25 protein-coding genes are annotated in these 22,407 nt (G+C 52.0%); 14 read left to right on the forward strand and 11 right to left on the reverse strand.

The features are described from left to right. Positions 1–33: 33 nt before the first annotated feature. Entirely contained in the window at positions 34–903 is an 870-nt protein-coding gene (locus ACO0LG_RS08050; RefSeq protein ID WP_423025573.1) for a YihY/virulence factor BrkB family protein, read from the reverse strand. Between the two features lie 53 nt (positions 904–956). Beyond that, positions 957–1,103: a lmo0937 family membrane protein gene (locus ACO0LG_RS08055; protein WP_162043001.1), complete on the reverse strand. Its 147-nt coding sequence runs from the start codon at positions 1,101–1,103 to the stop codon at positions 957–959. 493 nt (positions 1,104–1,596) lie between these two features. Between ACO0LG_RS08055 and ACO0LG_RS08060 the strand changes: the two genes are divergently transcribed. From ACO0LG_RS08060 to ACO0LG_RS08075, 4 genes are read left to right on the forward strand one after another with little or no spacing between them, the layout of a single operon-like run. Further along, positions 1,597–2,790 (forward strand): MlaE family ABC transporter permease, encoded by a 1,194-nt coding sequence (locus tag ACO0LG_RS08060; protein ID WP_423025090.1) that lies wholly within the window; start codon positions 1,597–1,599, stop codon positions 2,788–2,790. Beyond that, positions 2,790–3,779, forward strand: coding sequence for an ABC transporter ATP-binding protein (locus tag ACO0LG_RS08065; protein WP_423025092.1), 990 nt, complete (start codon positions 2,790–2,792; stop codon positions 3,777–3,779). The genes ACO0LG_RS08060 and ACO0LG_RS08065 overlap by 1 nt, the downstream gene beginning before the upstream one ends. Beyond that, on the forward strand, positions 3,764–4,708 hold the full coding sequence (locus ACO0LG_RS08070; RefSeq protein ID WP_423025094.1) for an MlaD family protein: 945 nt from the start codon (positions 3,764–3,766) through the stop codon (positions 4,706–4,708). Before ACO0LG_RS08065 ends, ACO0LG_RS08070 begins: the two co-directional genes overlap by 16 nt. Next, on the forward strand, positions 4,705–5,346 hold the full coding sequence (locus ACO0LG_RS08075; RefSeq protein WP_423025096.1) for an ABC-type transport auxiliary lipoprotein family protein: 642 nt from the start codon (positions 4,705–4,707) through the stop codon (positions 5,344–5,346). The genes ACO0LG_RS08070 and ACO0LG_RS08075 overlap by 4 nt, the downstream gene beginning before the upstream one ends. Positions 5,347–5,687: 341 nt before the next feature. Here ACO0LG_RS08075 and ACO0LG_RS08080 read toward each other — a convergent pair whose 3' ends face one another. Both ACO0LG_RS08080 and ACO0LG_RS08085 read right to left on the reverse strand, forming a co-directional pair. Beyond that, positions 5,688–5,993 (reverse strand): DUF883 family protein, encoded by a 306-nt coding sequence (locus ACO0LG_RS08080; protein ID WP_423025098.1) that lies wholly within the window; start codon positions 5,991–5,993, stop codon positions 5,688–5,690. A 142-nt stretch (positions 5,994–6,135) separates the two neighbouring features. Continuing rightward, positions 6,136–6,672: a ferritin-like domain-containing protein gene (locus ACO0LG_RS08085; RefSeq protein WP_423025100.1), complete on the reverse strand. Its 537-nt coding sequence runs from the start codon at positions 6,670–6,672 to the stop codon at positions 6,136–6,138. Positions 6,673–6,882: 210 nt separating this feature from the next. On the opposite strand from ACO0LG_RS08085, the gene ACO0LG_RS08090 reads away from it, so the two are divergent. Continuing rightward, the gene (locus tag ACO0LG_RS08090; RefSeq protein ID WP_423025102.1) at positions 6,883–9,030 is read left to right on the forward strand and encodes an AsmA family protein; all 2,148 of its coding nucleotides are present in this window, start codon (positions 6,883–6,885) and stop codon (positions 9,028–9,030) included. Between the two features lie 110 nt (positions 9,031–9,140). Here the strand turns inward: ACO0LG_RS08090 and ACO0LG_RS08095 are convergent, their stop codons facing one another. The 3 genes from ACO0LG_RS08095 to ACO0LG_RS08105 all read right to left on the reverse strand — a co-directional run bounded on the left by ACO0LG_RS08095 (position 9,141) and on the right by ACO0LG_RS08105 (position 10,498). After that, positions 9,141–9,335, reverse strand: coding sequence for a hypothetical protein (locus ACO0LG_RS08095; protein ID WP_422952967.1), 195 nt, complete (start codon positions 9,333–9,335; stop codon positions 9,141–9,143). Positions 9,336–9,375: 40 nt separating this feature from the next. Further along, on the reverse strand, positions 9,376–9,777 hold the full coding sequence (locus ACO0LG_RS08100; RefSeq protein WP_423025104.1) for a PRC-barrel domain-containing protein: 402 nt from the start codon (positions 9,775–9,777) through the stop codon (positions 9,376–9,378). Between the two features lie 319 nt (positions 9,778–10,096). After that, on the reverse strand, positions 10,097–10,498 hold the full coding sequence (locus tag ACO0LG_RS08105) for a PRC-barrel domain-containing protein (RefSeq protein ID WP_423025106.1): 402 nt from the start codon (positions 10,496–10,498) through the stop codon (positions 10,097–10,099). Between the two features lie 428 nt (positions 10,499–10,926). On the opposite strand from ACO0LG_RS08105, the gene ACO0LG_RS08110 reads away from it, so the two are divergent. The 4 genes from ACO0LG_RS08110 to ACO0LG_RS08125 all read left to right on the forward strand — a co-directional run bounded on the left by ACO0LG_RS08110 (position 10,927) and on the right by ACO0LG_RS08125 (position 15,106). Further along, positions 10,927–12,567, forward strand: a complete 1,641-nt coding sequence (locus ACO0LG_RS08110; RefSeq protein ID WP_423025108.1) for a Tar ligand binding domain-containing protein — start codon at positions 10,927–10,929, stop codon at positions 12,565–12,567. A 220-nt stretch (positions 12,568–12,787) separates the two neighbouring features. Next, entirely contained in the window at positions 12,788–13,072 is a 285-nt protein-coding gene (locus ACO0LG_RS08115) for a hypothetical protein (protein ID WP_423025110.1), read from the forward strand. Between the two features lie 101 nt (positions 13,073–13,173). Continuing rightward, complete coding sequence (locus ACO0LG_RS08120; RefSeq protein WP_423025112.1) at positions 13,174–13,647, forward strand: MarR family winged helix-turn-helix transcriptional regulator; 474 nt, start codon at positions 13,174–13,176, stop codon at positions 13,645–13,647. 439 nt (positions 13,648–14,086) lie between these two features. After that, positions 14,087–15,106 carry an alpha/beta hydrolase gene (locus tag ACO0LG_RS08125; protein WP_423025114.1) on the forward strand — a complete coding sequence of 340 codons (1,020 nt, stop codon included), beginning with the start codon at positions 14,087–14,089 and terminating at the stop codon, positions 15,104–15,106. A 313-nt stretch (positions 15,107–15,419) separates the two neighbouring features. Here ACO0LG_RS08125 and ACO0LG_RS08130 read toward each other — a convergent pair whose 3' ends face one another. The 3 genes from ACO0LG_RS08130 to ACO0LG_RS08140 all read right to left on the reverse strand — a co-directional run bounded on the left by ACO0LG_RS08130 (position 15,420) and on the right by ACO0LG_RS08140 (position 17,434). Further along, positions 15,420–15,854, reverse strand: a complete 435-nt coding sequence (locus ACO0LG_RS08130) for an EamA family transporter (protein WP_423025116.1) — start codon at positions 15,852–15,854, stop codon at positions 15,420–15,422. Between the two features lie 17 nt (positions 15,855–15,871). Further along, positions 15,872–16,429, reverse strand: coding sequence for a hypothetical protein (locus ACO0LG_RS08135; protein WP_423025118.1), 558 nt, complete (start codon positions 16,427–16,429; stop codon positions 15,872–15,874). 63 nt (positions 16,430–16,492) lie between these two features. Beyond that, a complete protein-coding gene (locus ACO0LG_RS08140; protein ID WP_423025122.1) occupies positions 16,493–17,434 on the reverse strand; it encodes an AraC family transcriptional regulator in 942 nt (313 codons plus the stop codon). A gap of 222 nt (positions 17,435–17,656) precedes the next feature. On the opposite strand from ACO0LG_RS08140, the gene ACO0LG_RS08145 reads away from it, so the two are divergent. The 4 genes from ACO0LG_RS08145 to ACO0LG_RS08160 all read left to right on the forward strand — a co-directional run bounded on the left by ACO0LG_RS08145 (position 17,657) and on the right by ACO0LG_RS08160 (position 20,973). Further along, positions 17,657–18,499 (forward strand): oxidoreductase, encoded by an 843-nt coding sequence (locus ACO0LG_RS08145; protein WP_423025124.1) that lies wholly within the window; start codon positions 17,657–17,659, stop codon positions 18,497–18,499. A 171-nt stretch (positions 18,500–18,670) separates the two neighbouring features. Further along, entirely contained in the window at positions 18,671–19,597 is a 927-nt protein-coding gene (locus tag ACO0LG_RS08150; RefSeq protein ID WP_423025126.1) for a TIGR02285 family protein, read from the forward strand. Between the two features lie 105 nt (positions 19,598–19,702). Then, the gene (locus ACO0LG_RS08155) at positions 19,703–20,461 is read left to right on the forward strand and encodes a hypothetical protein (RefSeq protein WP_423025128.1); all 759 of its coding nucleotides are present in this window, start codon (positions 19,703–19,705) and stop codon (positions 20,459–20,461) included. A gap of 35 nt (positions 20,462–20,496) precedes the next feature. Next, the gene (locus ACO0LG_RS08160; protein ID WP_423025130.1) at positions 20,497–20,973 is read left to right on the forward strand and encodes an Lrp/AsnC family transcriptional regulator; all 477 of its coding nucleotides are present in this window, start codon (positions 20,497–20,499) and stop codon (positions 20,971–20,973) included. 7 nt (positions 20,974–20,980) lie between these two features. Here the strand turns inward: ACO0LG_RS08160 and ACO0LG_RS08165 are convergent, their stop codons facing one another. After that, positions 20,981–21,598: a glutathione S-transferase gene (locus ACO0LG_RS08165; RefSeq protein ID WP_423025132.1), complete on the reverse strand. Its 618-nt coding sequence runs from the start codon at positions 21,596–21,598 to the stop codon at positions 20,981–20,983. 205 nt (positions 21,599–21,803) lie between these two features. On the opposite strand from ACO0LG_RS08165, the gene ACO0LG_RS08170 reads away from it, so the two are divergent. Next, a complete protein-coding gene (locus tag ACO0LG_RS08170; protein WP_423025134.1) occupies positions 21,804–22,256 on the forward strand; it encodes a cache domain-containing protein in 453 nt (150 codons plus the stop codon). Positions 22,257–22,407: the final 151 nt, after the last annotated feature.

The raw sequence follows: 22,407 nt of genomic DNA on the forward strand, positions 1-22,407 counted from the left end.
CCAGGCTTACAGCATGGTAGTTAGAGAATGCTATTACGCCGCGGCAGTTTGCTTTTGATCCTGCAAGCTGCCCAGTGAATACGCATACTGGCGGGTGAATTCTGCACCTAACAGGAAAATCTGGGCCGAGTAATATACCCACAACAAAATCGCGATCATTGATCCGGCTGCACCAAAGCTGTTGGCAACACCGCTATTACCTATGTACAGGCCTATCGCATATTTACCTGCATGGAACAGGCCTGCTGTGCCTAGCGCGCCCACCCAGACATCATTCCAGGACAGTCGCACTTGTGGCAGCATCTTGAAGATGACCGCAAACAGGCTGGCGATGGCGGCAAAGCTGGTCATCGCAGACAAGGGCAGGAAGACGAGGGAAATAGCAATCTGGCTACCGCTCCAGTAATGCTCAAGCGCCGCCAGTACGGCATTGATGACCAGTGACACCAGCATCAGAAATGCCAGTACCAGCACCAGGCCAAATGAGAGCAGGCGGGTACGCAGCAAATTCCAGATGCTGCTATCAGTTTTACGTGGCACTTGCCAGATTTCATCAAGGCTTTCCTTGAGTTCAGCAAAGACACTGGTGGCACCGACCAGCAGCAACCCACTGGCGATCAGGGTTGCCAGCCGCCCTTCGGCCTCATTGCGTGCACCGGCCAACATGGCCTGAATAGCCTCAGCACTGGTACGCCCGACCAGGCTTTGCAACTGATGAAATAATTGTCCCTGCGCCGCTTGCTGGCCATAAAAGAAACCGGCAATTGCAAGCACCAGCACCAGGATAGGTGCCATCGAAAACAGGGTATAGAAAGCCAGTGCCGCGCCTTTGCTGGCGGCGCGGTGATGTAGCCATTCACTCAGGGTCCGTCGCAGAATACGGCCGATCTCCGGCAACAACATTGGCAGGGAGATGCCACGTTTCAGCAGCGACCCGAGTGTGGAAAACAAAGGCTTCAGAGTCGTTCGCCGCGTATCACGCGAACCAGTATCATGACGATAGCGATGACCAGCAGGATATGAATAAAGCCACCGATGGTGTAAGCCGACACCATGCCAAGCAGCCACATGATCAGTAAAATAACAGCGATAGTATAAAGCATGATTTTTTCCTTTAATAGTGCACAAGTCTGAAGCGCATGCACAGGGTTTAAGAATGCTGCATCCAGACAGATAAATAAATTGTATCGAAGCTATTTTGATTGTCCTGCCACTCAACAATTTGCTCATTATTTTTTGCCTGAAGCACACCTGCATCGTGATGCACGGCCACATGAGCGTCTGTTCGCCAGCGCACGGACGCATGCGAGGAAAATGGCAATGATCATGTCAGTTAAATCTTACTGATGAAGTCTGATCAAAAAGCGCAACGAAAAAAAGAGCATTTACGCAAGACCACTCCAGCACAAACGGTGGCCCACAAGGTAGGCGCATCAATGCCAATATTCATGCAAATACTGTAGTGCGTCGCTGGAGTGGTTTTGGGTAAGTGCTTGTTTGCTCTGTTTCTGCTCAGTTGCTGAGTACGCCAGCGCACAGATTAAGTCTCTGCAAAACGGCAATCTGTTGGGCATGTGCAAATAAAAAGAATCCATCATGCCTGCTGCTCCTACCAGTCCCTTACAGCCTGCCACTGAGGTGACAAGTAAAGTCATCAACCGCGAGGCTGCCAACAATACTGCCCGTTTGCCAGCACGCATCCTGCAAACTGCGCCAGGTGTGCTGCAATTTTCTGGCACCTGGACAGTCTGCCAGCTCGGCAATGTCATGCGCCAGCTCGATGGCCTGCTCATGCGACATCCCGATAGCGTAGAGCTGCACGGCGAACAAATACAAAAGATAGACAGCATTACCGCCTGGGTCTTGCAATCGCGCCTGAAAAAATTGCGCGACAGCGGTGTGCAGATCAGCATGCAAGGCTGGCCCGCACAATACCAGCAAATGCTGGACGGATTAGGAGCACTGCCACAGGATGCCAGCCCTGTCATTAAAGCTCCGGGCGGGCTGGAGAAAATCGGCAAGGCCACGGTGGAGGTAGTCAAGGATAATCTGGCCTTGCTCGCCTTCATCGGTGAAACTGCTGTCAGCCTGCTGGTCGTGCTAATGCACCCGCGGCGCTGGCGCGGCCGCGCCATCCTGCACAATATCCAGCTTGCGGGTTTTGAGGCCTTGCCCATCGTCGGAGTCACTTCTTTTTTACTGGGCATAGTCATTGCCTACCAGGGAGCTGACCAGCTCAAGCATTATGGCGCCAATATCTTTGTCGTAGAATTGCTGGGCTACGCCATGTTGCGTGAATTTGCGCCGCTGATCACTGCCATCATCATCGCCGGGCGTTCTGGTTCTGCCTATGCAGCACAAATAGGCACCATGGTCGTGACAGAAGAAATCGATGCCCTGCAAACCCTGGGCATCAAACCCATGGAATTGCTGGTCCTGCCCAAACTGATGGCACTGATGCTGGCCTTGCCTTTGTTGACCCTGTTTGCTGATCTTATCGGCATCACCGGCGGCATGCTGATGGCGGCCAGCCAGCTTGATGTGGGCATGCATGAATTTGTCGATCGTTTTGCTACGGAAATTCCGCTCAAGACCCTGCTCATCGGTATAGGAAAATCGGTGGTGTTTGCAATGGTCATCGTCGTCATCGGCTGCTACCAGGGGTTCCGTACCAAAGGCAATGCCGACAGCGTTGGGCGCCAGACTACCCGTAGTGTGGTGCAGGCGATTTTTATTGTCATCGTGCTGGACGCGGTGTTCTCGGTCATCTTTAATTTGCTGGGACTTTAATGAGCGCAGACCAGCCCACCAACCCGGCGCAAGAGTATGAATACGCCATAGACATGCAGCAAGTATGCACCCGCTTTGGCGACAAGATCGTGCATCAAGGCCTGGACCTGCAGATACGACGCGGCGAGATTTTCGCTATCGTTGGCGGTAGCGGATCAGGTAAATCAACTTTGCTGCGTGAAATGATTTTGCTGCATAAACCTGATTCGGGCACGGTCAAAGTACTGGGCCTGGATCTAGCCGGTGTCAGCGATGAGCAGGCCAGCTCTTTACGGCAGCGCTGCGGCGTGATGTTTCAAAAAGGTGGTTTGTTCGGCACCCTGACTGTCGCAGAAAACATAGGTCTGCCTTTGCGTGAACATAGTGAACTCGACGACAAGAGCATCAACGATATCGCCGCGCTGAAACTGGCGCTGAGTGGTCTCAAGCCTGAAGCTGCGGGCCTTTATCCGTCTGAATTAAGCGGTGGCATGCTGAAGCGGGCGGCATTGGCCAGGGCGCTGGCGCTGGACCCGGAACTCTTGTTCCTTGATGAACCTACCGCCGGGCTGGACCCGGCCAGTGCCGGTGGGCTCGATAGTCTGCTGCGTCATTTGCATGAACTGTACCAACCCACCATCGTCATGATTACCCACGACCTGGATTTGCTATGGCAAGTCACGCACAGAGTCGCCGTACTGGGGGAGGGCAAGGTTCTGGCGGTAGGCAGCATGGAAGAATTATCGCAACTGCAGCACCCCGTTATACGCGATTATTTTGATGGTGCACGCGGCCGTGCCGCACAGCAGCAAGCGAAACAACAGGCGGAGCAGAAATCAGGCCATAAAGAGGATGTCAAGAATGAAGCAACTCAGCGACGAGTTCAACAAGAAAATCACCAAATGAGTCAACAAGTGAGTCAACAACTGAGTCAACAACTGAGTCAACAACTGAGTCAACAACTGAGTCAACATCAGCATACACAGGAAAATCCATGGAAACCAAAGTAAATTACGCCGCCGTCGGTGCTTTTGTCCTGGCTCTCGGCGCTTTGCTGATCGCTGCCGTGCTGTGGCTCTCAGTCGGTCTGGGCAAGCGCCAGCAAACCATTTTGTATCAGTCCGTCGTCAGCGAATCGGTGGCAGGCCTGAACCTGGATGCACCGGTCAAGTACCAGGGCGTGAATGTCGGCAAGGTGCGCAATATCAATCTTGACCCTGGCAATCCACAACAGGTGCAACTGGTTTTCTCCATCATCGCAGGTACTCCTATCAAGACCGATACCCTGGCCGTGCTCAAAACCCAGGGCCTGACTGGCATTGCCTATGTAGAATTAAGCGGCGGCTCACCAACAGCGCCGTTGCTGCAGGCCAGGGAAGGCCAGACTTATCCGCAGATACCAACCAAACCATCCCTGAGTGCCAGGCTGGAAAATGTCCTGAGTGCAGTACTGGCCAATCTTGACCGTACAGCCGCCAATGTCAATGCAGTCCTGAACGATGAAAACCGTGCCGCCTTTGGCAAAATCCTGCATGACACCTCAGCCGTCATGGATGCCCTGGCTTCGCAAAAAAATGCCATGCGCATGGCCATCAGCAATGCTGCTGTCACCACCGCCAACACCGCTCAGGCCAGTGCCAAAATCGATGGCCTGTTCCAGCGCTTAGGCAAGAGTGCCGATGCCGTTGCCAGCATGGCCGACAAGGCTGGCCAGGCCAGCGACAGCACCAGAAAAGCCGCAGATGAACTTGGTGGCGGCGTACGGCAGTTGAGCAGCGATACCCTGCCAGACCTGCAAAGGTTGATGGCAGAACTGACGACGCTGTCTGCCTCCATGACTCGTCTCATAGAGCAGACAGAACATAATCCCAGCAGCCTGATCAGAGGGCGGCAAGCACCACCGGCAGGTCCGGGCGAATCCAAAGGAGCTACACCATGAAACACTTACCCGCAAGCAGCCTCGTACCAGTCCTGGCGCTCGCCCTGACTGCCTGTTCGGCCCTGCAGCCTGCCAATGTGCCACCTGTTGCAGTCTACCGGCTTGAGGCAAGCGCACCTGGCAGCTCAGTTGCACCCGCCAGTGTCACGACCAGTATCCTGGTCGGCAATATCCGTGCGGCTGCCGGCTTTGATACCAGCCGCATGCTTTACTCACGCCAGCCGTATCAGGTAGAAGAATTCCAGCAAAGCCAGTGGCAAAAACCACCCGCTGCGATGCTCATGCCCCTGGTCGCAACAGCGCTGGAATCGAGCGGCATGTTCAAGGCAGTCTTGCAGGCCCCTAATGCGACGCTGACAACTTACCGTCTGGACCTGGAGCTGTTGAGCCTGCAACAGGACTTCAGCAGCAAACCCAGCCACATCCAGCTCAAGCTGCGCGCCCATTTGTCAGACCGCCAGAGTCAGCAGGTCATTGCCTGGCGTGAATTCAGTATCAGCATTGACGCGGCAAGTGAAGATGCTTATGGCGGTGTGCTCGCCAGCAACCAGGCAGTAGCCCAGGTCTTGCAGCAATTGCGGGTATTTTGTGTAGAACAGATTACGCTGGCAGCGCAGACAGGAAAAAAGCAGCCTTGATACATACAACTCATTTCATCAATAGGAATGAGGCGCGTTTGCCTCATAACACGGATTGGCAATGCGGATTCGGCCGTTAATAGTGGCACTATCAAAGTGACACTATCAACAATAAATTCCATGCTGTCTGGCACATGTTATGAGATAAACCCTTCGGGAACTGACGATTTGGGCGCATTGCTGCGTTGCGTCCTTTGCGAAGGCATGAGCATTAGGCAAAGCCACGCCTTGCACTGCATCCCAAATCGACTGATTCGCACTCATCCCTGTTGATGAAATGAGTTCTCGCTGCTTTTGATGAGAGGTTTAGAAGCTCTGGAATTTCTCCAGAGCTTATCTGGTCAGGATCTGCGGCTGCACAGCAAGCCTACCAGCAAGCCCACAGTGGCGGCGGTGGTCAACGTGCCCCATGGATGATCCTTGACATAGTTATCGGTAGTTTTAGCCACCTGCTTGCCAGCGGCAATCACTGATTGCTGTGCATCTTGTGTCATCTGCATGGCGGTATCGACCATCTTCATGCCGCGTGCGCGCATTTCATCCGCTTTTTCGCCAGTCAGTTCTGCTGCTGCAGTGAACAGACCCTGTGCGTCTTTGAGCAATACTTTGATATCTTTGTTGACAGATTTGAAGTCGGATTCGAGCATGATAATTTCCTTTGTCTTGGTGTCATTTAGGGGAACTGCAATTTCTGAAACTGCTTGTCAAGCTTGTTACTTTAGCGTTGCTGATGTTGCTCTAATGTTGCTCTGATGTTACATTGCTATTGCCAAGTTCCTGTTGCTATTTTTACTCCAGCAGATCTCTCATGTCATCTGCATGTTCTTCTTCCTTCGCCATGATGCCGATCAGCATCTGCCTTGTCGTAGGATCGCTGTCCCCGATTTTTGCCAGCATCTGGCGATAGGATTCTATGGCGACCCGTTCAGCGATGAGGTTGGCTTTGATCATCGATGCGATGTCTTCGGTATCGTCATATTCGGCATGACTGCGCTCAGCCAGTGAAGCCGGGTTGAAGTCGGGTTTGCCATTCAACTGGACAATGCGTTCTGCCAGCAAATCTGCATGTGCCTGTTCTTCTGCCGCATGCTCCAGAAATTCTGCCTTGACGGGACCATTGTGTATGCCCGACACAGTGTAGTAATGGCGCTTGTAGCGCAGCACGCAGACCAATTCAGTGGCCAGCGCACCATTGAGCAAAGCGATGATTTCTTCGCGATTGCCCTGGTAGCCATCAGTCACTGCACCGTCATCAAGGTTTCTGGCTGCTGCGCGGATGGCTGCGGTGTCCATGCCATTGCGTAGATTGCTATTGATTTCATGCATGATGTTTTTCCGGTTAAATTAAGCTTGGGTTACTAAGCTTGAGTTAAGCTTGAATTAAGTTGATTAAGGAGATGAAAGACAGCGACTATCAGCAAATTCTTTCGCCTTGCTTACTTTATAAGCCTGTGACGCGATGATTTCAGTACGCTGGCGTACATAGAGCCATACAGATTTGCGGTAGTCTGTAGGCTGGCAAAAAAAAGATCATTTATGAAACCCAATAATAAAATATTGCGTATTAGCCTCTGGCTGCTTTCTGGCATCATCGTCGTGTTGGCCGTTGCTGTGGTGATTCTGCTCAATATGGACTGGAACCGCGCCAAGCCTTGGCTCAATGAGCGCGCCAGTGAAGCAATGGGTCGGCCTTTCAGCATACGTGGCAACCTTGCACTCAGCTGGGAAAAACAACTCAGCGGGCCAGAGACTGCGACAGGATGGCGCGGCAAGATACCGTGGCCACATCTTCAGGCGCAAGATATCCATATAGGTCAGCCGCCGGATAGCCCGGATGCTACTGATGATGCTGATGCGGCATCAAAGGCCACGGCAAAAGTCACAGGAAAAACTACCGCGAAAGCCACAGAAAAAAATACCGTAAAACCCGTCGCCGTGACACCTGCAGAAGAAGACATGGCACAGATCAATGAAGTCTCGTTTTCGCTGAACCCGCTGGCCCTGCTCGACAAACGTCTTGAGGTGCCCTTGCTGCGCTTTCAGGACAGCAGCCTGTCATTGCAGCGCTTTGCTGACGGCAGCAATAACTGGACCTTCAAAAAAAGTACCAGTGCGTCGCCATGGCGGCTGGAATTGCGCAGGGTGGTACTCGCCAAGGGCAAGCTGCATTATGTCGATGCCATCCGCCATGCTGACATCAATGTTGATATAGAAAGCCTGGCCACGGAAGCCAATTACGGTATCAGCTGGAAGCTCCAGGGCAAGCTATATGGTGAAGCGGTCACTGGCAGCGGCAAGGCCGGGGCTATCCTGAGCCTGCAACACCAGACCCAGCCTTTCCCCATCATGGCGCAAGTGCAAATGGGCCAGACCAGGGTCAGTGTTGAAGGCAGTGTCACCAAACCCAGCGAGCTGGCCGCAGTCGATATGCAATTGCAAATCACCGGCAACAGCATGGCGCGCCTGTATCCGCTAACAGGCTTGGTTTTGCCTGAAACGCCGGCATACAGCACGGCGGGCCGCCTCAGTGCCACCCTGGGCAAAATCGACAATCATTGGAAATATGAAAAATTTACAGGCAAGGTAGGTACCAGTGACCTCGCTGGCAGCCTCGATTACCAAACCAGGAAGGTCGACAAACAGCGCCCCCTGTTACAAGGCAATATGAGTTCACAAGTACTGCAATCTGCCGATCTGGCACCGCTGGTCGGTGCTGACTCCAATGCCAGCAAGGCCAAGCGCGGCATGGCTGCGGTCCAACCAACGGATAAAATCTTGCCGGTAGAAAATTTTCGTACCGAACGCTGGCGCAGTATCGATGCAGACGTCAATTTGAGCGCCAACAAACTGATACGCCAGAAGGAGCTGCCGATACACAAACTGCAAACCAGGTTGCTACTAAAAGATGGTGTCATCACCATGCAGCCACTGAGTTTTGAACTCGCAGGCGGCCAATTGCAGGCATTTATTACCCTTGATGGCAGTGGCGGTGCCAAGAGCAAAGTAAATGAAGAGGTCGGTGAAGAGACAAAGGCGCATGCCATACGGGCGAAAATGCGGCTTACCGCCAGACATATACAGTTGCAAAAATTCATCCCCACACTGGCCGCATCGAAGCTGACCGTAGGCGAGATCAATGCCGATGGCAATCTGACTGCCACCGGCAATTCCGTAGCTGTCCTGCTCGGGTCTTCAAATGGTGAACTCAGCAGCATGATAGACCATGGCTCGGTCAGTAAACTCTTGCTGGAAGAAATGGGTTTGAATATAGGCAATATCATCCTGACCCGCCTGTCTGGTGACAAGCAGGTCAAACTGAATTGCATGCTTGCTGATTTTGCCGTGACCGATGGGCAAATGAATGCACGCAGCTTTCTCATCGATACGGACGAAGCCTTGATCGATATCAGCGGCAGTGTCAATTTGCAGAAGGAAGACTTGAACCTGACCATCAAACCCAATAGCAAAGGCTTGCGTGTATTCTCCTTGCGCGCCCCTTTATATGTACGCGGCTCTTTCTTGCATCCACAGGTGTCTGTCGATAAGGGCGTGATGGCCTTGCGTGCCGGTGGTGCCATAGGCCTGGCCTTGCTGACGCCATTTGCCGCGTTGCTGCCCCTGGTAAGTGCCGGGCCGGATCAGCCTAGCGGTTGTGAGGCTTTGCTCAAGGCAGCAAAAAAATAGGCTTATAAAATAAGCCTGTAAAATAATACGAAGAATCAATGAAAAAAATAACAGTCTTTACAAAAAGACTGTTATTTCTTTTAAAGACAGCAAGTTATTTCAACAATTATTTAATACCTGCTGCTCCTGATCATGCTGGCAACTTCACGGGTCTCGGCCAGCACATCATTGACGGCCATTTGCAGCGTGTATTTTGCTTCTTCTGCTTCGCGTACCGATTCCGGCGTGCGTATCAGATGACGGCTGCGCTTATTGAGGGCTTTTTCATATACCTTGAAGGCAAATTGCATTTCTGTGTAATCCATATCATTCTCCTGTTCTCTTGCTTATTAGCTCATCACTGCTTCATGTTTTCGTGATGTAATGGGCATGCACTGAATCCACCCAAATGTCGTCTGCCATGTCTGGCCATTGGTCGGGATCAAAGCCCGGCGCACTGTCGAAATGGCCTTTCTCTATATTCAAGATGAAGCGTTTATTGACTGTGTCCAGCGCAAGGGCAGACCAGGGTATGGCAAACAGTTTCTCGCCTATACCCAGCAATCCTCCGTGAGCGATGACCACATAAGCGATCTTTCCTGTATGCGTATCAAGCATGATTTCTTTGACGTCACCCAGGTATTCATCAGCATGGTTGACGACATTGTCACCTGTCAGAGTACGTGCACCCATCAAACCGGGGCCAGGCCCCTTATGCGCATTGTTGCCCTGGCCTGTATCATAAATGTTGGAATTAATATCAATCATTATCTTTTCCTTCAAAAGCATTGGAGCTTTCAGTATGTGCGCGGCAGTGGATGTGATCAGTTCGATAGCGCACAAAGAAAACAAATGTTTAGCGCCAGTTTGAACTATAAAAAGACAAGCGGAGAGGGAACTCGCGAGATAGAAATCGATGAGTCCTGCAATGAAAATTTGTAATTTATTAACAAAAATGGCGCTGCAAAAGCCTTAGCTTGCAGCGCCAATTTTATTCATCATCCACAAAAACGAAGTGCTGCTGTTCATGGATCAGCGTCGTCATCCTGACGCTTCTGATCTGCTCATGCAGTGCCTCGTCTTGCAGTCACACTGTCATGCCGTAATAACTGTGTATGGAATCTGCCCAAGCCTGATTTGCCATATCTGGCCATTGATCAGAGTCAAAACCAGGCGCATTTTCAAAGCGGCTTTTTTCTATATTCAGGACAAAGCGTTTATTGATAGTGTCCAGTGTCAGTGCTGACCATGGTACAGCAAACAGTTTTTCACCTATGGTCAAAATGCCACCAAAAGCCACGACCGCGTAGGCAACACGGCCAGTGCGCATGTCCAGCATGATTTCTTTAATGTCACCCAGATTTTCATCGGCCTGATTGACTACATTATTACCCGTAAGCGTGTTGGCACCCATCAGTTCAGGGCCTGGACCTTTATGACCATTGACTGGGTCACTAGGGATGTAAGTACTTGAAGTAGTATCAATCATTATCTTGTCCTTCTGCGTGAGTAGAGAACACAGCATGCGCGCTCATGCAATTCTTAACAGTTCGATAGCACACATAAGAAGAACTTTTTGACAGCAATTTTGAATAGACCCTTGCATGTTTGTATCCAGCCCGCTCCTTCATCTGGCCAATTTGTTGAAAGAACAAGTCGTGGTGGACGGTTTATGCACATACTGATGATGCTAATTCTCCACGAATGTGAATTCATATTGCATACGGTCAAACATTGCTAAATTCGGTTTTCCATCAGGCAATTTTCTTATACCTTCTTATCTCATACAGTAAATGAATTCCGGCAGCCATCAGGTCTTGAAAAATAATAAGAAGATGCCAAGAATTCGGCGTGCAAGGTATTTGATCATCAATTTTTTTTATTTTATTTATACAGTTTCGCGATCGGGGCAGGGCAATGAAGATAAAGTTAAAAACCAGACTTATGCTGGTGATGGGTAGCATGAGCGCGCTCATGCTACTGGTCGGGCTGACTGGTCTGTATGCGATGAAAGCCTCGCATGACAGTTTAAAAAGCAGCCATGAAGAGCGCAGCCTGGGCCTGTATAAACTCGCCAGTATGGATAAATTATTATTGGCAAACCGCCACGCCATCCTGGCAGCGCTGGCCGAGCCGGACAGCGGAAAACTCAGGACAGGTGCCGATATCGTCGAGCACGACAGTCGTACCATAGAGCAGTTATGGCTGGATGTTGCGACACTCCCCATGTCAACGGATGCCAGAAAAAAAGCTGACGAACTCAGTGCAGCACGTCTCAGCTTTGAGCATGCCGTGACCCTGCCGGCGATCAAGGCCATGCAGGCCGCAGACATGGCCGGCCTTCGGGAAATCAACCAGGTCGCAGATAAACTCAAGGGCGCCGTCATCAGCGCCATGGACAGCTTGCGCACCCTGCAACTTGAAGCACTCAATAAAGAATACGGCAGTGCCGAGGCTGACTATGCCAGGATAAGCAATCTGATGTGGGCCGCCATCGGCCTTGGCCTGGTGCTGGCCGCAGCACTGGCTTATTTCTTCATCCATGACATCTACCAACAGCTCGGCGGTGAGCCTGCTTATGCAGCGCAAATAGCCAGACAAATGGCAGATGGTGATTATGCAGTCAGCATCACGCCAGATGTGCATGACGATGCCAGTTTGCTGACTTCGTTGCAGCATCTGCAAAGAAGGCTGGAAAAAATCGGCGGGGACATGTATCTCCATACTGGCAGCATTGCCAGGACATCCGTGCAAATACAGAGTAGCAATGCGCAATTGTCCTCACGCATGGATCAGCAGTCCGCCTCGCACACGCAGATTAGCCTGGCCGCCAGGGACTTGAGCACGGTCATACGCCAGAGTTCAGAGCAGGCGCGCCAGGCCATGCAGCTTGCTGACGAAGCCAGCGAACTTGCCAGTAAAAAAGCGCAGGCGGGCAGCGGGGCAATGGCTGCCATGACAGAATTGCGGCATACCTGGGACAAGCTGGACACCAACATCCAGGTGATAGATGAACTTGTTTTTCAGCTTGATACTGCAGTGCTCAGGAATACGGTAGAGGGCAAGGCTGTTGAGGCGGCAGAAGGTGCCGTTGCCACCGTCGCATCTGAAGTGCGCGGCCTTGCACAAGGCGCTGCCTGTGCCGTTCATGAAATCAAGAACCTGCTCAATGAATCATGGGAAAGCCTTGACCGCGCTGGCAGGCTGACCAGCCAGAACAATGCCGATGCAGAAAAGTTGCTGTTCGCCTTGCAGCATGCGAATAAGCACATGGCAGGAATCGATGCCGCAGGCAAAAAACAGGAAGCAAACCTCAGGCAGATCAGGCATGCCGTCAGTGATCTCGACTATGCCAGCCGCAAGGACGCTGTCCTGCTCGGCACCGCCATGACAGCTGCAAAATTAATGGAACAGCATGCCAGTCATCTTACGCAACTGAGTAATGGATTCAAACCTGGCGCAGGACATAAGGTGAAGTCGCAATTGCAGGTGGTCAGTGCATTGGTGACCGAACATGTGCAACACAAACGCCCGGACTTGCGTATCGTGCAGACATAGAAAAATTTCTGTGGTCAGGCTTGCATAAATTAATGTGTGCGGAAAATTGGAATTTGAAGTTCATGGTCATGTTTTTATAGCCATACATCATGTAATATGATGCAAGCCGTGATTTTGTAGAGTCACCGCCCAAGGCCTATTCAAAGAGCCGGAACCATCCCGAATAAACATTGCAGACGCACGTGTACGGTTCGTGCATCTTCCTTTATGTGGCAAGCCCATGAAAAAATTATCTCTTCTGATTCCCGTATTGATCTTGTCCGCGTGCGCATCATCGTCTGGTGTGGTAGCAACGGGCAGTGACACTTATATGATTTCAAACTCAAGAAAAGGCGTTGATACTACTGGCTCAAAGGTGAAAGCGGAAGCGTTGAAAGATGCCAATGAGTATTGTGCTTCGAAAAATAAAACGATAGAAATCATCAAGGCAACACAGAAAGACATGGTGCCTTTCACATCGGATGCGCAAGCTGAGATCGAGTTCAAGTGCGTCGCCAATAAATAATGGTAGATATCCGGGGTGTGCATGGCGCATCCTGGCACCCTGTTCAATATTTTTTTAAAAATAGCTTGCAAATAAATAGTGTGCTATTTAAAATGCAAGGCATGAAAACCGCAAACGCCAAATCAGCTGCAAAAACAGAGCAAACGGCAACGCCGCAACTCGGTGATCAGCTTTGTTTTGCCCTATATTCGACTTCGTTGGCAATGAACAAGCTGTACCGCAAATTGCTTAAGCAAATGGGGATCACCTATTCGCAGTATCTGGTGCTGATGGTCTTGTGGGAGCAAGATGAACAAACCGTCAATGACATAGGTGAACGCCTGATATTGGATTCAGCCACGCTGACACCCTTGCTTAAACGCATGGAAGCGCAGGAGCTGGTCACCCGCGTCAGGTCAGCAGCGGACGAACGCCAGGTGATCATTTCACTGACCAGGGCTGGCAGTGATTTGCGCAAGCAGGCAGCCAGTTTGCCGACCTCGGTCTTGTGTGCCGCAGAATGTTCAGCCGATGAGGTGCGCGACCTGAAGCAAGAGATACTGGCCCTGAGGACAGCTTTGATGAAGAATGTCTGATGGCATAGTGCAGATTTTCTGAATTTAAAATAAATAGTGCGCTATTTAATAGCTTGGTGCTTAGTGATTATTTTGTGCTTATTTATTCTCCTAAGTAGTGATGAGGTAGGAGCGGCTTTGGCCGCGAATGTTTGCTCAACCTGAATAATCGACACGGCGGAATGTTCGCGGCTAAAGCCGCTCCTACGGAATATTACGTGACATGGCTGATGTTGACGAGATGGCTACTGACGCTTTGAATATGGTCGATTTTGTCTGCCCGGGAGTTTGTTACGCATTCAGCAGTTTTGCAAATATGTAGTGCGCTATTTAATAGTTAATTATTTAAATTGATAATTCAAAAAAAGATCTTAGCAAGAATAAAGAAAACCAGTTAGTAGCACCCCAACGTAGTCACCGCGCAGTAATCACACTGCGATAACATGCAAAGGAAATGACCATGACACACCTGAAATCCCTGCTCGCTGCAACCGCCATCAGCCTCTCCATCAGCAATGCTTTTGCGGCAGGCAGCCCCGGTGTTGAACCGACTACCCAGGCTTTCTTACAGGCGCTGGAAGCAGGGGGCGGCAAGTCGCTGGAACAATTGCCAGTGGCTGATGCACGCGGCGTACTGGTCGGTGCACAGGCAGGCGTCAAGCTGACATTGCCTGCTGCCGATGTATCCGAGAAAACCATCAAGGTCGATGGGGGCGAGATCAAACTGACGATCGTGCGTCCGGCTGGCGTCAAAAAAACCTTGCCCGGTTTTATGTACTTCCACGGCGGTGGCTGGGTACTTGGCGATTATCCTACCCATGCAAGACTGGTGCGCGACCTGGTGGCAGAATCCGGCGCGGTTGCCATCTTCGTCAACTACACACCCTCACCGGAAGCGGGCTATGGCGTCGCCATCCAGCAGGCGTATGCCGCCACCAAATGGGTCGCAGAACATGGCAAGGAAATCCAGGTCGATGGCAGCCGCCTGGCTGTCGCAGGCAATAGCGTAGGCGGCAATATGGCGGCAGTCGTCAGTCTCATGGCCAAGGACAAGGGCGGCCCCAAACTGCGCTCACAAATCTTGTTGTGGCCAGTAACAGATGCCGACTTCAATAATGAATCCTATAAGCAGTTTGCTGATAGCCATTTCCTGACACGTAATATGATGAAATGGTTCTGGGACAATTACACGACCGATGCTGCCAAACGCCAGGAGATTTATGCATCCCCATTACGTGCGACGAGTGAGCAACTGCAAGGCTTGCCACCAGCCCTGATACAAACCGCAGAATTCGATGTCCTGCGCGATGAAGGCGAAGCCTATGGCCGCAAACTCGACGCCGCCGGAGTCAAGGTCACGACCGTACGCTACAAGGGCATGATCCATGATTTTGGTTTGTTGAATGTGCTGGCCAAAGTACCGGCAGTGCGCTCAGCGATGCTACAGGCAGGTAGTGAATTGAAGGCGAGTTTAAAGTAAGGGCAGGATGCTTCGCATTTCGTTGAAGCTTGATGGCTTGTCCAGGTTTGTAGGGTGCGCCGTGCGCACCGTTTATCTTGCAAGGTGCGCTAATGGTGCGCACGGCGCACCCTGCAAAATCGTAATTCCAGTGTTGTAGGTTGGGCTACGCTTCATCAGCCCAACACTCGGCGTTCAAATGACGTGTACGCTGCAAATGTAAAGTGTTGGGCTGATACCCCGTAGCCTAGCGAGGCCGGCCCCACTACGTGCTAATGGTGCGCACGGCGCACCCTGCAAATGGACGGTAACGAAAGAAAGATTCCCAACTACCTTACCGCTTAAACGCCAACAACAACACCCCGCCCGCCACCATGCCTATCCCTGTCCATTCCCGCAAGGATGGCCGTTCATCCAGAAACACAAACGCAAACACCGCCACCAGCACCAGGCTGAATTTATCGACAGGCGCGACCTTTGATGCATCACCAAGCTTCAATGCACGGAAATAGCATACCCAGGAGGCACCCGTGGCCAGGCCAGACAACGTCAGAAACAGCCAGGTTTTTCCAGACAACGTCAGCGGGTTTGCCCATTTGCCAGCATACGCCACAAACAGGGACAGCACGACGATGATGATGGCGGTACGGATCAGGGTGGCGAGGTCAGAATCAACGCCCTGTATGCCTATCTTGGCAAAAATGGCGGTCATCGCTGCAAACATCGCCGACAGGGCGGCCCAATAAAACCAGGTGTTGGATGTACTCATTGTTTGCCCCCTGACTTTCAAATTTTTGATTGAACCACGTCCAGCCGGTAAAAACCTGCAGCAGGGTCGTGTTGCACCGTCTCTGCTGTAATCGTCGCATTCTCGTCACTGAAATGCACAGGTGGCAGCGTAATGCCATTGATGACAGCTTGCAGCGTATAAGCAGGCCCGCTGCGCAAATTGTAGGGAATAAAGCCGCGTGACTGGGTAATTTCCTGCTCGAACAGGCCATGCATCTGAATGATGAAACTGACTGGCGGTGTACAGGTCTTGTACAACTGCATGAACGGTGGTGCACTGCTGCCGCTTTCCACCACGCGCAAGACATAAGATTTGTTTTCCAGGTCCTGCTCTATCTGGGCGACATAAGCGGCGGTGTCGTTCAACTGCATCCTGTCCGACACGTATTCCCGGTTCTGAAAGTTGGCCTTGGCAAGGATAGTGCCTATGACATGGGTCGGGATTTCCAGCGAGTGGCTGCTCCCTGTACGCGCCCAATTCGCAATGACAAGGTCGCCTTTGTTAATGCTGAGAAACGCTTCGTAGCCAGTATTGTTGACTATCGTGATCGCCATGGGGAGGCTCCTTGCTGAAGGTAGACAGGCTCGGGGACAGCATTATTTTACCTTGTATTTTGATTAAGACAAGCCAGCTCCCTCGTGCATGCGCAAGACACTGCGCATTTGCCTGACTTCTTCCAGCGGACTGCGGCCAAACAGGCGCTTGAATTCACGGCTGAATTGCGAGCTGCTTTCATAACCCACGGTATTTGATGCAGTATAGGCATTCATGCCTGAACGTATCATCAGCAGGCGCGCCTTGTGCAGGCGCATGGCCTTGATGTACTGGATAGGCGTGGTACTCGTGACCTGCTTGAAATGCAGATGAAAGGCGGGCAGGCTCATGCCTGATTCGCGCGCCAGGCAGTCAACATCGAGCTTGTCACTGAAACCATCGTGGATCTTGCGCAGGGCACGGGTGATTTTGTGAAAATGGCTGCCCTGGCTCAGCGCTGCCCGCATCGCTGCACCCTGTTCACCCATGAGTATGCGGAAGTAAATTTCCCGCACGATGGCAGGCGCCAGTATCCTGGCTTCCAGCGGTGATGCCAGTGCCTGTAGCAGGCGCAATACGGCGGCTGCCAGGGTATCGTCCACCTCGGTGGCATACATGAAGGTGGGGGTAAGTGTGGCGTTGACAGGCACATCGACTTGCAACTGCTGCGCTTCCTGCACCGCCAGTGCCAACTCGGCAGCCAGTGCCTGCTGTATGCCCAGGTGTATGCCCAGCATGGGTTGTTCGGCGCTGGCCTCGGTATCCGCCTCAAAAGGCAGGGGGGCAGATACCACCAGGTATTGCCGCGCATCATAGGCATACATGGCATCGCCCAGATAAGCCCGCTTGCGGCCCTGCACGATGATGCAGATGCAGGGTTCATACATCACCGGCGTGCGGCTGTAGGCTTGCTCGCTACGCATGAAATGCACATAGTCAAGTGCAGATGCAGTAAAGCCTTCCTGCTGCGCCATGGTGGCGACCATGGCGGCCAGTTGCTGATTGATGTCGTCCTTGTTTTGCATTTTTTTCTTATATATTGCTTATATATTTTTTATATATTGCTTATCGATGGCCAGAGAGGAACAGGCATTCATCATAGCAATAATCCTGGGCACTTTGCTCGCCGAATGAAGCCAGAAATAGGATTAGGCAAGAATCAGAAAGTTTCCGGCATTTAGCTTATGCCGCTGTCTGCCTATCATGGCGACTTTCCGCAATCAGCGGTCATCCTTGAAAGGCAGATCATGAAACAAAAAACCTGGTTAATTACTGGTGCCACCCGTGGCATAGGCGCAGCCATCGCCAAAGCCGCACTCGATGCTGGCGACAAGGTCGTCGTCACTGGCCGCGATATCAGCAAGCTGCAAAGCCAGTTCGCCAGCGATGGTGACAAGGTGCTGGCATTGACACTTGATGTCAATGATGAAGTCCAGGCACAGGCCGCCGTCAAGGCAGCATGCACACAGTTTGGCACCCTGGATGTGCTGGTCAATAATGCTGGCTATGGCCAGTTGGGCCTGTTTGAAGAAATCAGCACGGCAGAAATCCGCCAGCAATTCGACACCAATGTGTATGGCAGCATGAACATGGTGCGCGCTGCCTTACCCGTCATGCGTGAGCAAAGACGCGGGCATATCTTCAACCTGTCTTCGATAGGTGGTGTCGCCGGTTTTGAAAGCGCATCGGTGTATTGCGCCAGCAAGTTTGCCATAGAAGGTTTTTCAGAATCACTGGCGCTGGAAGTGGCACGCTTTGGCATACACATCACCATCGTTGAACCTGGCTTTTTCCGTACTGATTTTCTCGACCAGACTTCGGTGCGCTATGGCGACAACGCCATCGCCGACTATGCCAGCAGTGGCGTGAACAGTCGCAATACCTACGACAGCTACAACCACCAGCAAGCCGGTGATCCGGTCAAACTGGGGGCTGCTGTGGTGACCATCAGCAACATGGTAGAACCACCATTGCGTTATGCGGCAGGTTCAGACGCGATAGAGATTGTTGGCGCCAGCCTCGAAAAACACCAGCAAGAGTTGCAGCAATGGCGGGTCTTGTCGGTATCGACAGATGGGGATTTTGCATAACGCGGGTATCACAGCAGGCTGCGCCGTGCGCACCGTCTTTGAAGCATGTTGAACAAAAACGGTGCGCATGGCGCACCCTACAAAAGCACCTCTCCACTATCTTTGTCAAACTGACAAAATGTGACATACTGGCACGATGTTGTTGTGTAACGGTGACCAGGGAGAGGGTGGATGCAGCTTGTTCCATATCTATCAACGCGCGCAGGAAAGTGGATCAAGGGCTCTGCCCTGATCGCCAGCCTGCTTGCCAGTGGCATGATACAGGCTGCAGGTCAGGCTACCTTCGAGATCAACTGGTATGTCTTTCCCTTGCCACCTCTGTATATTCCCGAAGGACCGGGTAAGGGTGAGGGCATCGTTGATCTTGCCCTGCAACGCCATCTTATTCCCAACCTGCCAGGCTACCAGCACAAGTTCATCAACGTGCCACTCAAACGCCTGGAGCTCATGCTCAGGGATGAAAACAATGCCTGCGCCCTCGGCCTGTTCAAAAATGCCGAGCGCGAAAAAACCATGGTGTTCTCAACGCCGTTTTTCGCCCAGATACCACCCGGTGCCATGATACCGCGGGCGCAGATTGCCCAACTGCGGCCATACCTCGTCGCGGGTGATAAACTTAATTTCAGCAAACTGCTGGAAGATGAAGTGCTCACTGTCGGTGTGCAAAGTGGCCGCAGTTACGGTGCGGTGATAGACGATCTGCTGGCAACCTACAAGGGCAAGAAAAATATCTTTTTGAACAGCGCCCCGAATGCAGCAAAGAGCCTCTTCCAGATGAATGTCCTGGGCCGTGTCAACCTCATCCTCGGCTACCCGTATGAAGCCAATTTCCTCAATAACCGCGACAGCGCTGATTTTGTCGATCTGAAATTCTATCCGCTGCAAGAGCAACCGGCTTTCCTGTCCGGCTATGCTGCCTGTTCCAAAGGCCCGTTTGGCGAGCAAGTCATCGAGCAGATCAATGCCATACTCGCCCGCCGCGACATACTCGAAGCCATCGCCGCCTATTACGAAGGCTGGCTGCCAGAAGATGCGCACCCACTGGCGCGTCAGGTGTTTAACCTGGCTTTTCCTGTCAAGGCAAGGGCGCGTAAATAAAGCGGGCGATAAATAATCTTTGCAGGCGCAGACCTGCCACGTAATTGATTGTAGAATAATTACCCTCACTCCTTAACCTTAGCTATCCTACTTACTGGCTTATTCATGATGGCAAACGACACGACGACAATATTCAGTACTTCAAGCACACTTAACTGCATAGTCAAAACCGATTTTCAGACGTCAAGCACGCGCGTGATGGCGACCGATGCCAATGCGCCTGCCGGTCTGGCATTTGATGCTGATAATCAACTGTATTTTGCCGACAGCGGTACAGGATCCATCCGCATTGCCAGTGAGACAGGGACGCGTGTCTTTGCCACTGGCCTGGGTAATCCCAGAGGCATCGCATTTGGCAGCGACAATCTTTTATATGTCGCAGATACCGGGGCCAATATGCTGAAAGTGATAGACCAGCAGGGCAAGGTGCGTGATCTGGCTGCCATCAACCGTCCCGTCTACATCAATGCGCATGGCAATGATCTTGTGGTTGAATCCAGTGACGGGCAGATCAGCAGGTATGATCAGAGCGGCAAAGGTGCAGTGTTCCACAAGCTGGCGACACCCTCCACCGGCATGGCTATTGATGCCGAGGGTAATATTTATTTCGGTGGTAACTGGGACGATAAACATCGGCCCTTGATCCACAAGATAAGCAAAACTGGCCAGACCAGTGTGTATATGACTGGGCCATGGTCCCGCAAGTTCGATGTATTGGGTTTTACAAAAACGGGATACCTGTTCTTTGCGCAAGGCAATGACATGATCCACTTGTGGCAATCAGAAGAGATGAGTTTCGCCAGGAGTGCTGCTTACCCTGGCTATGCCGCTGTCAGGCGTGATTTCAATTTCCCGCCAGGCTGAGGTCATGATGACTTTTGCCTCAGCCCCTGTTCACCATGCAACTTGACCGGTTCGACCGCCAGCTACTCAATCTCGTGCAACAAGATTCCAGCCTGGCGGCTGAGCGCCTGGCTGAACAGGTGCCGCTGTCACCGTCTGCCATACAAAGACGCTTGCGCCGCATGCGTGAGCAGGGCGTCATCCTGCGTGATGCGGCTATCGTTGATCCGCTTAAAATTGGCCGCCCGAATTTTTTCATCGTCTCACTCGAAGTTGAACGCGAACGGCCAGAATTACTGGCACAACTGCGCGTATGGCTCAATGCTCAGGAACATATACAGCAAGCCTTTTATGTGACGGGTGAAGTTGATTTTTTCCTCATCGTCACTGCACCCCATGTGCAAGCCTTTGATGCCTTGATGTCGCGCCTCATGCAAGAGAATGCCAACGTCAGGCGCTTTACGACCAATGTCAGCCTGGGTCTGGTCAAGCGCGGTCTGACTATCCCTGTACCACTCGACGAGGCAAAGTAAATATAGCTCAGTCCTGGGTTTCACCTGATAAGGGTGTCGCCAGCATGGAAGGTCGGTGGATGAATGTTTCATACCATGCCACCAGCCTGGGGCGACCATTCCTGAAGCCGGGCAAGCCGCGAAATTCCAGCCAGCTCAAGGACGTTGCCACGGCGATGTGGCCAATATGGACTTGGCCATCCACATCCAGCTCTTGCTCCAGCCAGTCATAGCTGGCCAGCAGCTTTTGCGTATGACCATCACGTAGCGGCAGGTAGCGCAGGGCTTCCGGGCGGCGCGAGGTTTCCCAGCGCACTGCGATGCCAGAATCTGCCATGCCCTTGGCCACCGCCTGCACCCGCAAGGCATGCCAGTGCGCCTCGCCTTCGCGCGGGATCAGCGCTCTGCCAGTGTGCAGGGTATCCAGATACTCACAAATCACGTCAGAATCAAACAGCGGCGGCAAGCGGGAGCGCAGCAACACTGGCACCTTGCCCAAAGGGTTTTGCGCATACACGGCTTCATTACGATTGGTCGGGCTGGTTTCGTGATGGATAACTTCGATCTGCCCGGCCAGGCCAGCTTCGTGGGCGAATACCAATGCCTTGCGGGCATAGGGGGAATGGCTTTGGTAGAGTAGTTGCATAATGAAAGCGTCCTGAGTTTGCATGAAAATATGACAAGCCAGAGAGATATTTCCCTGGTTGTGCTGAAAAGACATGCTAAATCAGAGTGTCTGAATTTCCCCCGCATTTGTCGTATTGCCATTGCGGCTTTTCTGCAATATAGCTTGTCTCACCCATGCGACTTGCCTATACTGAGCCAAGACCAATACCCTACACGGAGACACCATGAAACGTTTTGCGCTGATTTTTCTGGCTTTGTTAAGTGCCATGATTTTCCCCAATGCCTATGCCGACAACCGGTCTGATGCTATAGATATGGTGGAAAAAGGCCTGGCCTATGTCAAGAAAAACAGCGTTGAAGCGCTCATCAAAGAAGTCAATAACAAAAATCCGGAGTTCATCAAAGGTGACCTTTATCTGGTCGTGCGCAGTCTTGATGGCACCACGCTCGCTCATCCCGTCAATCCCAAGCTCGTCGGCAAAAACATGATCGTGTTGCCAGATGCTGATGGCAAATTCTTCCGCAAGGAAATCGTCGAGGGCGCAAAAACCAAGGGAAAAGGCTGGGTTGATTACCGCTACAATAATCCCGTTACCAAACAACTGGAAAACAAATCCACCTATTATGTACGCAGCGGCGACTACACGCTCGAAGCAGGGATTTATAAAGGCAATTGATGCAGCATTGCTGTGTTCAGACCTGGTGGGCGTAAAAGCCGTAGTTCAGTAGGGTGCGCCATGCGCACCGCTCTTTGCATACATCAAAAAAATCCCGGTGCGCATGGCGCACCTTACCAGGAGTTGATCATCAATTCCTGGACACTGCGAT

Origin of the sequence: Undibacterium sp. Ji42W (genome assembly GCF_049340405.1) — a bacterium.
Lineage (GTDB): Bacteria > Pseudomonadota > Gammaproteobacteria > Burkholderiales > Burkholderiaceae_D > Undibacterium.

Excerpts from the sequence above, each read along its gene's own strand:
- ACO0LG_RS08090 (WP_423025102.1), top strand. The coding sequence starts at position 6,883 with ATGAAACCCAATAATAAAATATTGCGTATTAGCCTCTGGCTGCTTTCT.
- ACO0LG_RS08135 (WP_423025118.1), bottom strand. The coding sequence starts at position 16,429 with ATGGCGATCACGATAGTCAACAATACTGGCTACGAAGCGTTTCTCAGC.
- ACO0LG_RS08070 (WP_423025094.1), top strand. The coding sequence starts at position 3,764 with ATGGAAACCAAAGTAAATTACGCCGCCGTCGGTGCTTTTGTCCTGGCT.
- ACO0LG_RS08120 (WP_423025112.1), top strand. The coding sequence starts at position 13,174 with ATGAAAACCGCAAACGCCAAATCAGCTGCAAAAACAGAGCAAACGGCA.
- ACO0LG_RS08085 (WP_423025100.1), bottom strand. The coding sequence starts at position 6,672 with ATGCATGAAATCAATAGCAATCTACGCAATGGCATGGACACCGCAGCC.
- ACO0LG_RS08125 (WP_423025114.1), top strand. The coding sequence starts at position 14,087 with ATGACACACCTGAAATCCCTGCTCGCTGCAACCGCCATCAGCCTCTCC.
- ACO0LG_RS08130 (WP_423025116.1), bottom strand. The coding sequence starts at position 15,854 with ATGAGTACATCCAACACCTGGTTTTATTGGGCCGCCCTGTCGGCGATG.
- ACO0LG_RS08100 (WP_423025104.1), bottom strand. The coding sequence starts at position 9,777 with ATGATTGATATTAATTCCAACATTTATGATACAGGCCAGGGCAACAAT.
- ACO0LG_RS08095 (WP_422952967.1), bottom strand. The coding sequence starts at position 9,335 with ATGGATTACACAGAAATGCAATTTGCCTTCAAGGTATATGAAAAAGCC.
- ACO0LG_RS08050 (WP_423025573.1), bottom strand. The coding sequence starts at position 903 with ATGTTGTTGCCGGAGATCGGCCGTATTCTGCGACGGACCCTGAGTGAA.
- ACO0LG_RS08145 (WP_423025124.1), top strand. The coding sequence starts at position 17,657 with ATGAAACAAAAAACCTGGTTAATTACTGGTGCCACCCGTGGCATAGGC.
- ACO0LG_RS08115 (WP_423025110.1), top strand. The coding sequence starts at position 12,788 with ATGAAAAAATTATCTCTTCTGATTCCCGTATTGATCTTGTCCGCGTGC.
- ACO0LG_RS08170 (WP_423025134.1), top strand. The coding sequence starts at position 21,804 with ATGAAACGTTTTGCGCTGATTTTTCTGGCTTTGTTAAGTGCCATGATT.
- ACO0LG_RS08140 (WP_423025122.1), bottom strand. The coding sequence starts at position 17,434 with ATGCAAAACAAGGACGACATCAATCAGCAACTGGCCGCCATGGTCGCC.
- ACO0LG_RS08165 (WP_423025132.1), bottom strand. The coding sequence starts at position 21,598 with ATGCAACTACTCTACCAAAGCCATTCCCCCTATGCCCGCAAGGCATTG.
- ACO0LG_RS08055 (WP_162043001.1), bottom strand. The coding sequence starts at position 1,103 with ATGCTTTATACTATCGCTGTTATTTTACTGATCATGTGGCTGCTTGGC.
- ACO0LG_RS08110 (WP_423025108.1), top strand. The coding sequence starts at position 10,927 with ATGAAGATAAAGTTAAAAACCAGACTTATGCTGGTGATGGGTAGCATG.
- ACO0LG_RS08080 (WP_423025098.1), bottom strand. The coding sequence starts at position 5,993 with ATGCTCGAATCCGACTTCAAATCTGTCAACAAAGATATCAAAGTATTG.
- ACO0LG_RS08065 (WP_423025092.1), top strand. The coding sequence starts at position 2,790 with ATGAGCGCAGACCAGCCCACCAACCCGGCGCAAGAGTATGAATACGCC.
- ACO0LG_RS08160 (WP_423025130.1), top strand. The coding sequence starts at position 20,497 with ATGCAACTTGACCGGTTCGACCGCCAGCTACTCAATCTCGTGCAACAA.
- ACO0LG_RS08075 (WP_423025096.1), top strand. The coding sequence starts at position 4,705 with ATGAAACACTTACCCGCAAGCAGCCTCGTACCAGTCCTGGCGCTCGCC.
- ACO0LG_RS08060 (WP_423025090.1), top strand. The coding sequence starts at position 1,597 with ATGCCTGCTGCTCCTACCAGTCCCTTACAGCCTGCCACTGAGGTGACA.
- ACO0LG_RS08150 (WP_423025126.1), top strand. The coding sequence starts at position 18,671 with ATGCAGCTTGTTCCATATCTATCAACGCGCGCAGGAAAGTGGATCAAG.
- ACO0LG_RS08105 (WP_423025106.1), bottom strand. The coding sequence starts at position 10,498 with ATGATTGATACTACTTCAAGTACTTACATCCCTAGTGACCCAGTCAAT.
- ACO0LG_RS08155 (WP_423025128.1), top strand. The coding sequence starts at position 19,703 with ATGATGGCAAACGACACGACGACAATATTCAGTACTTCAAGCACACTT.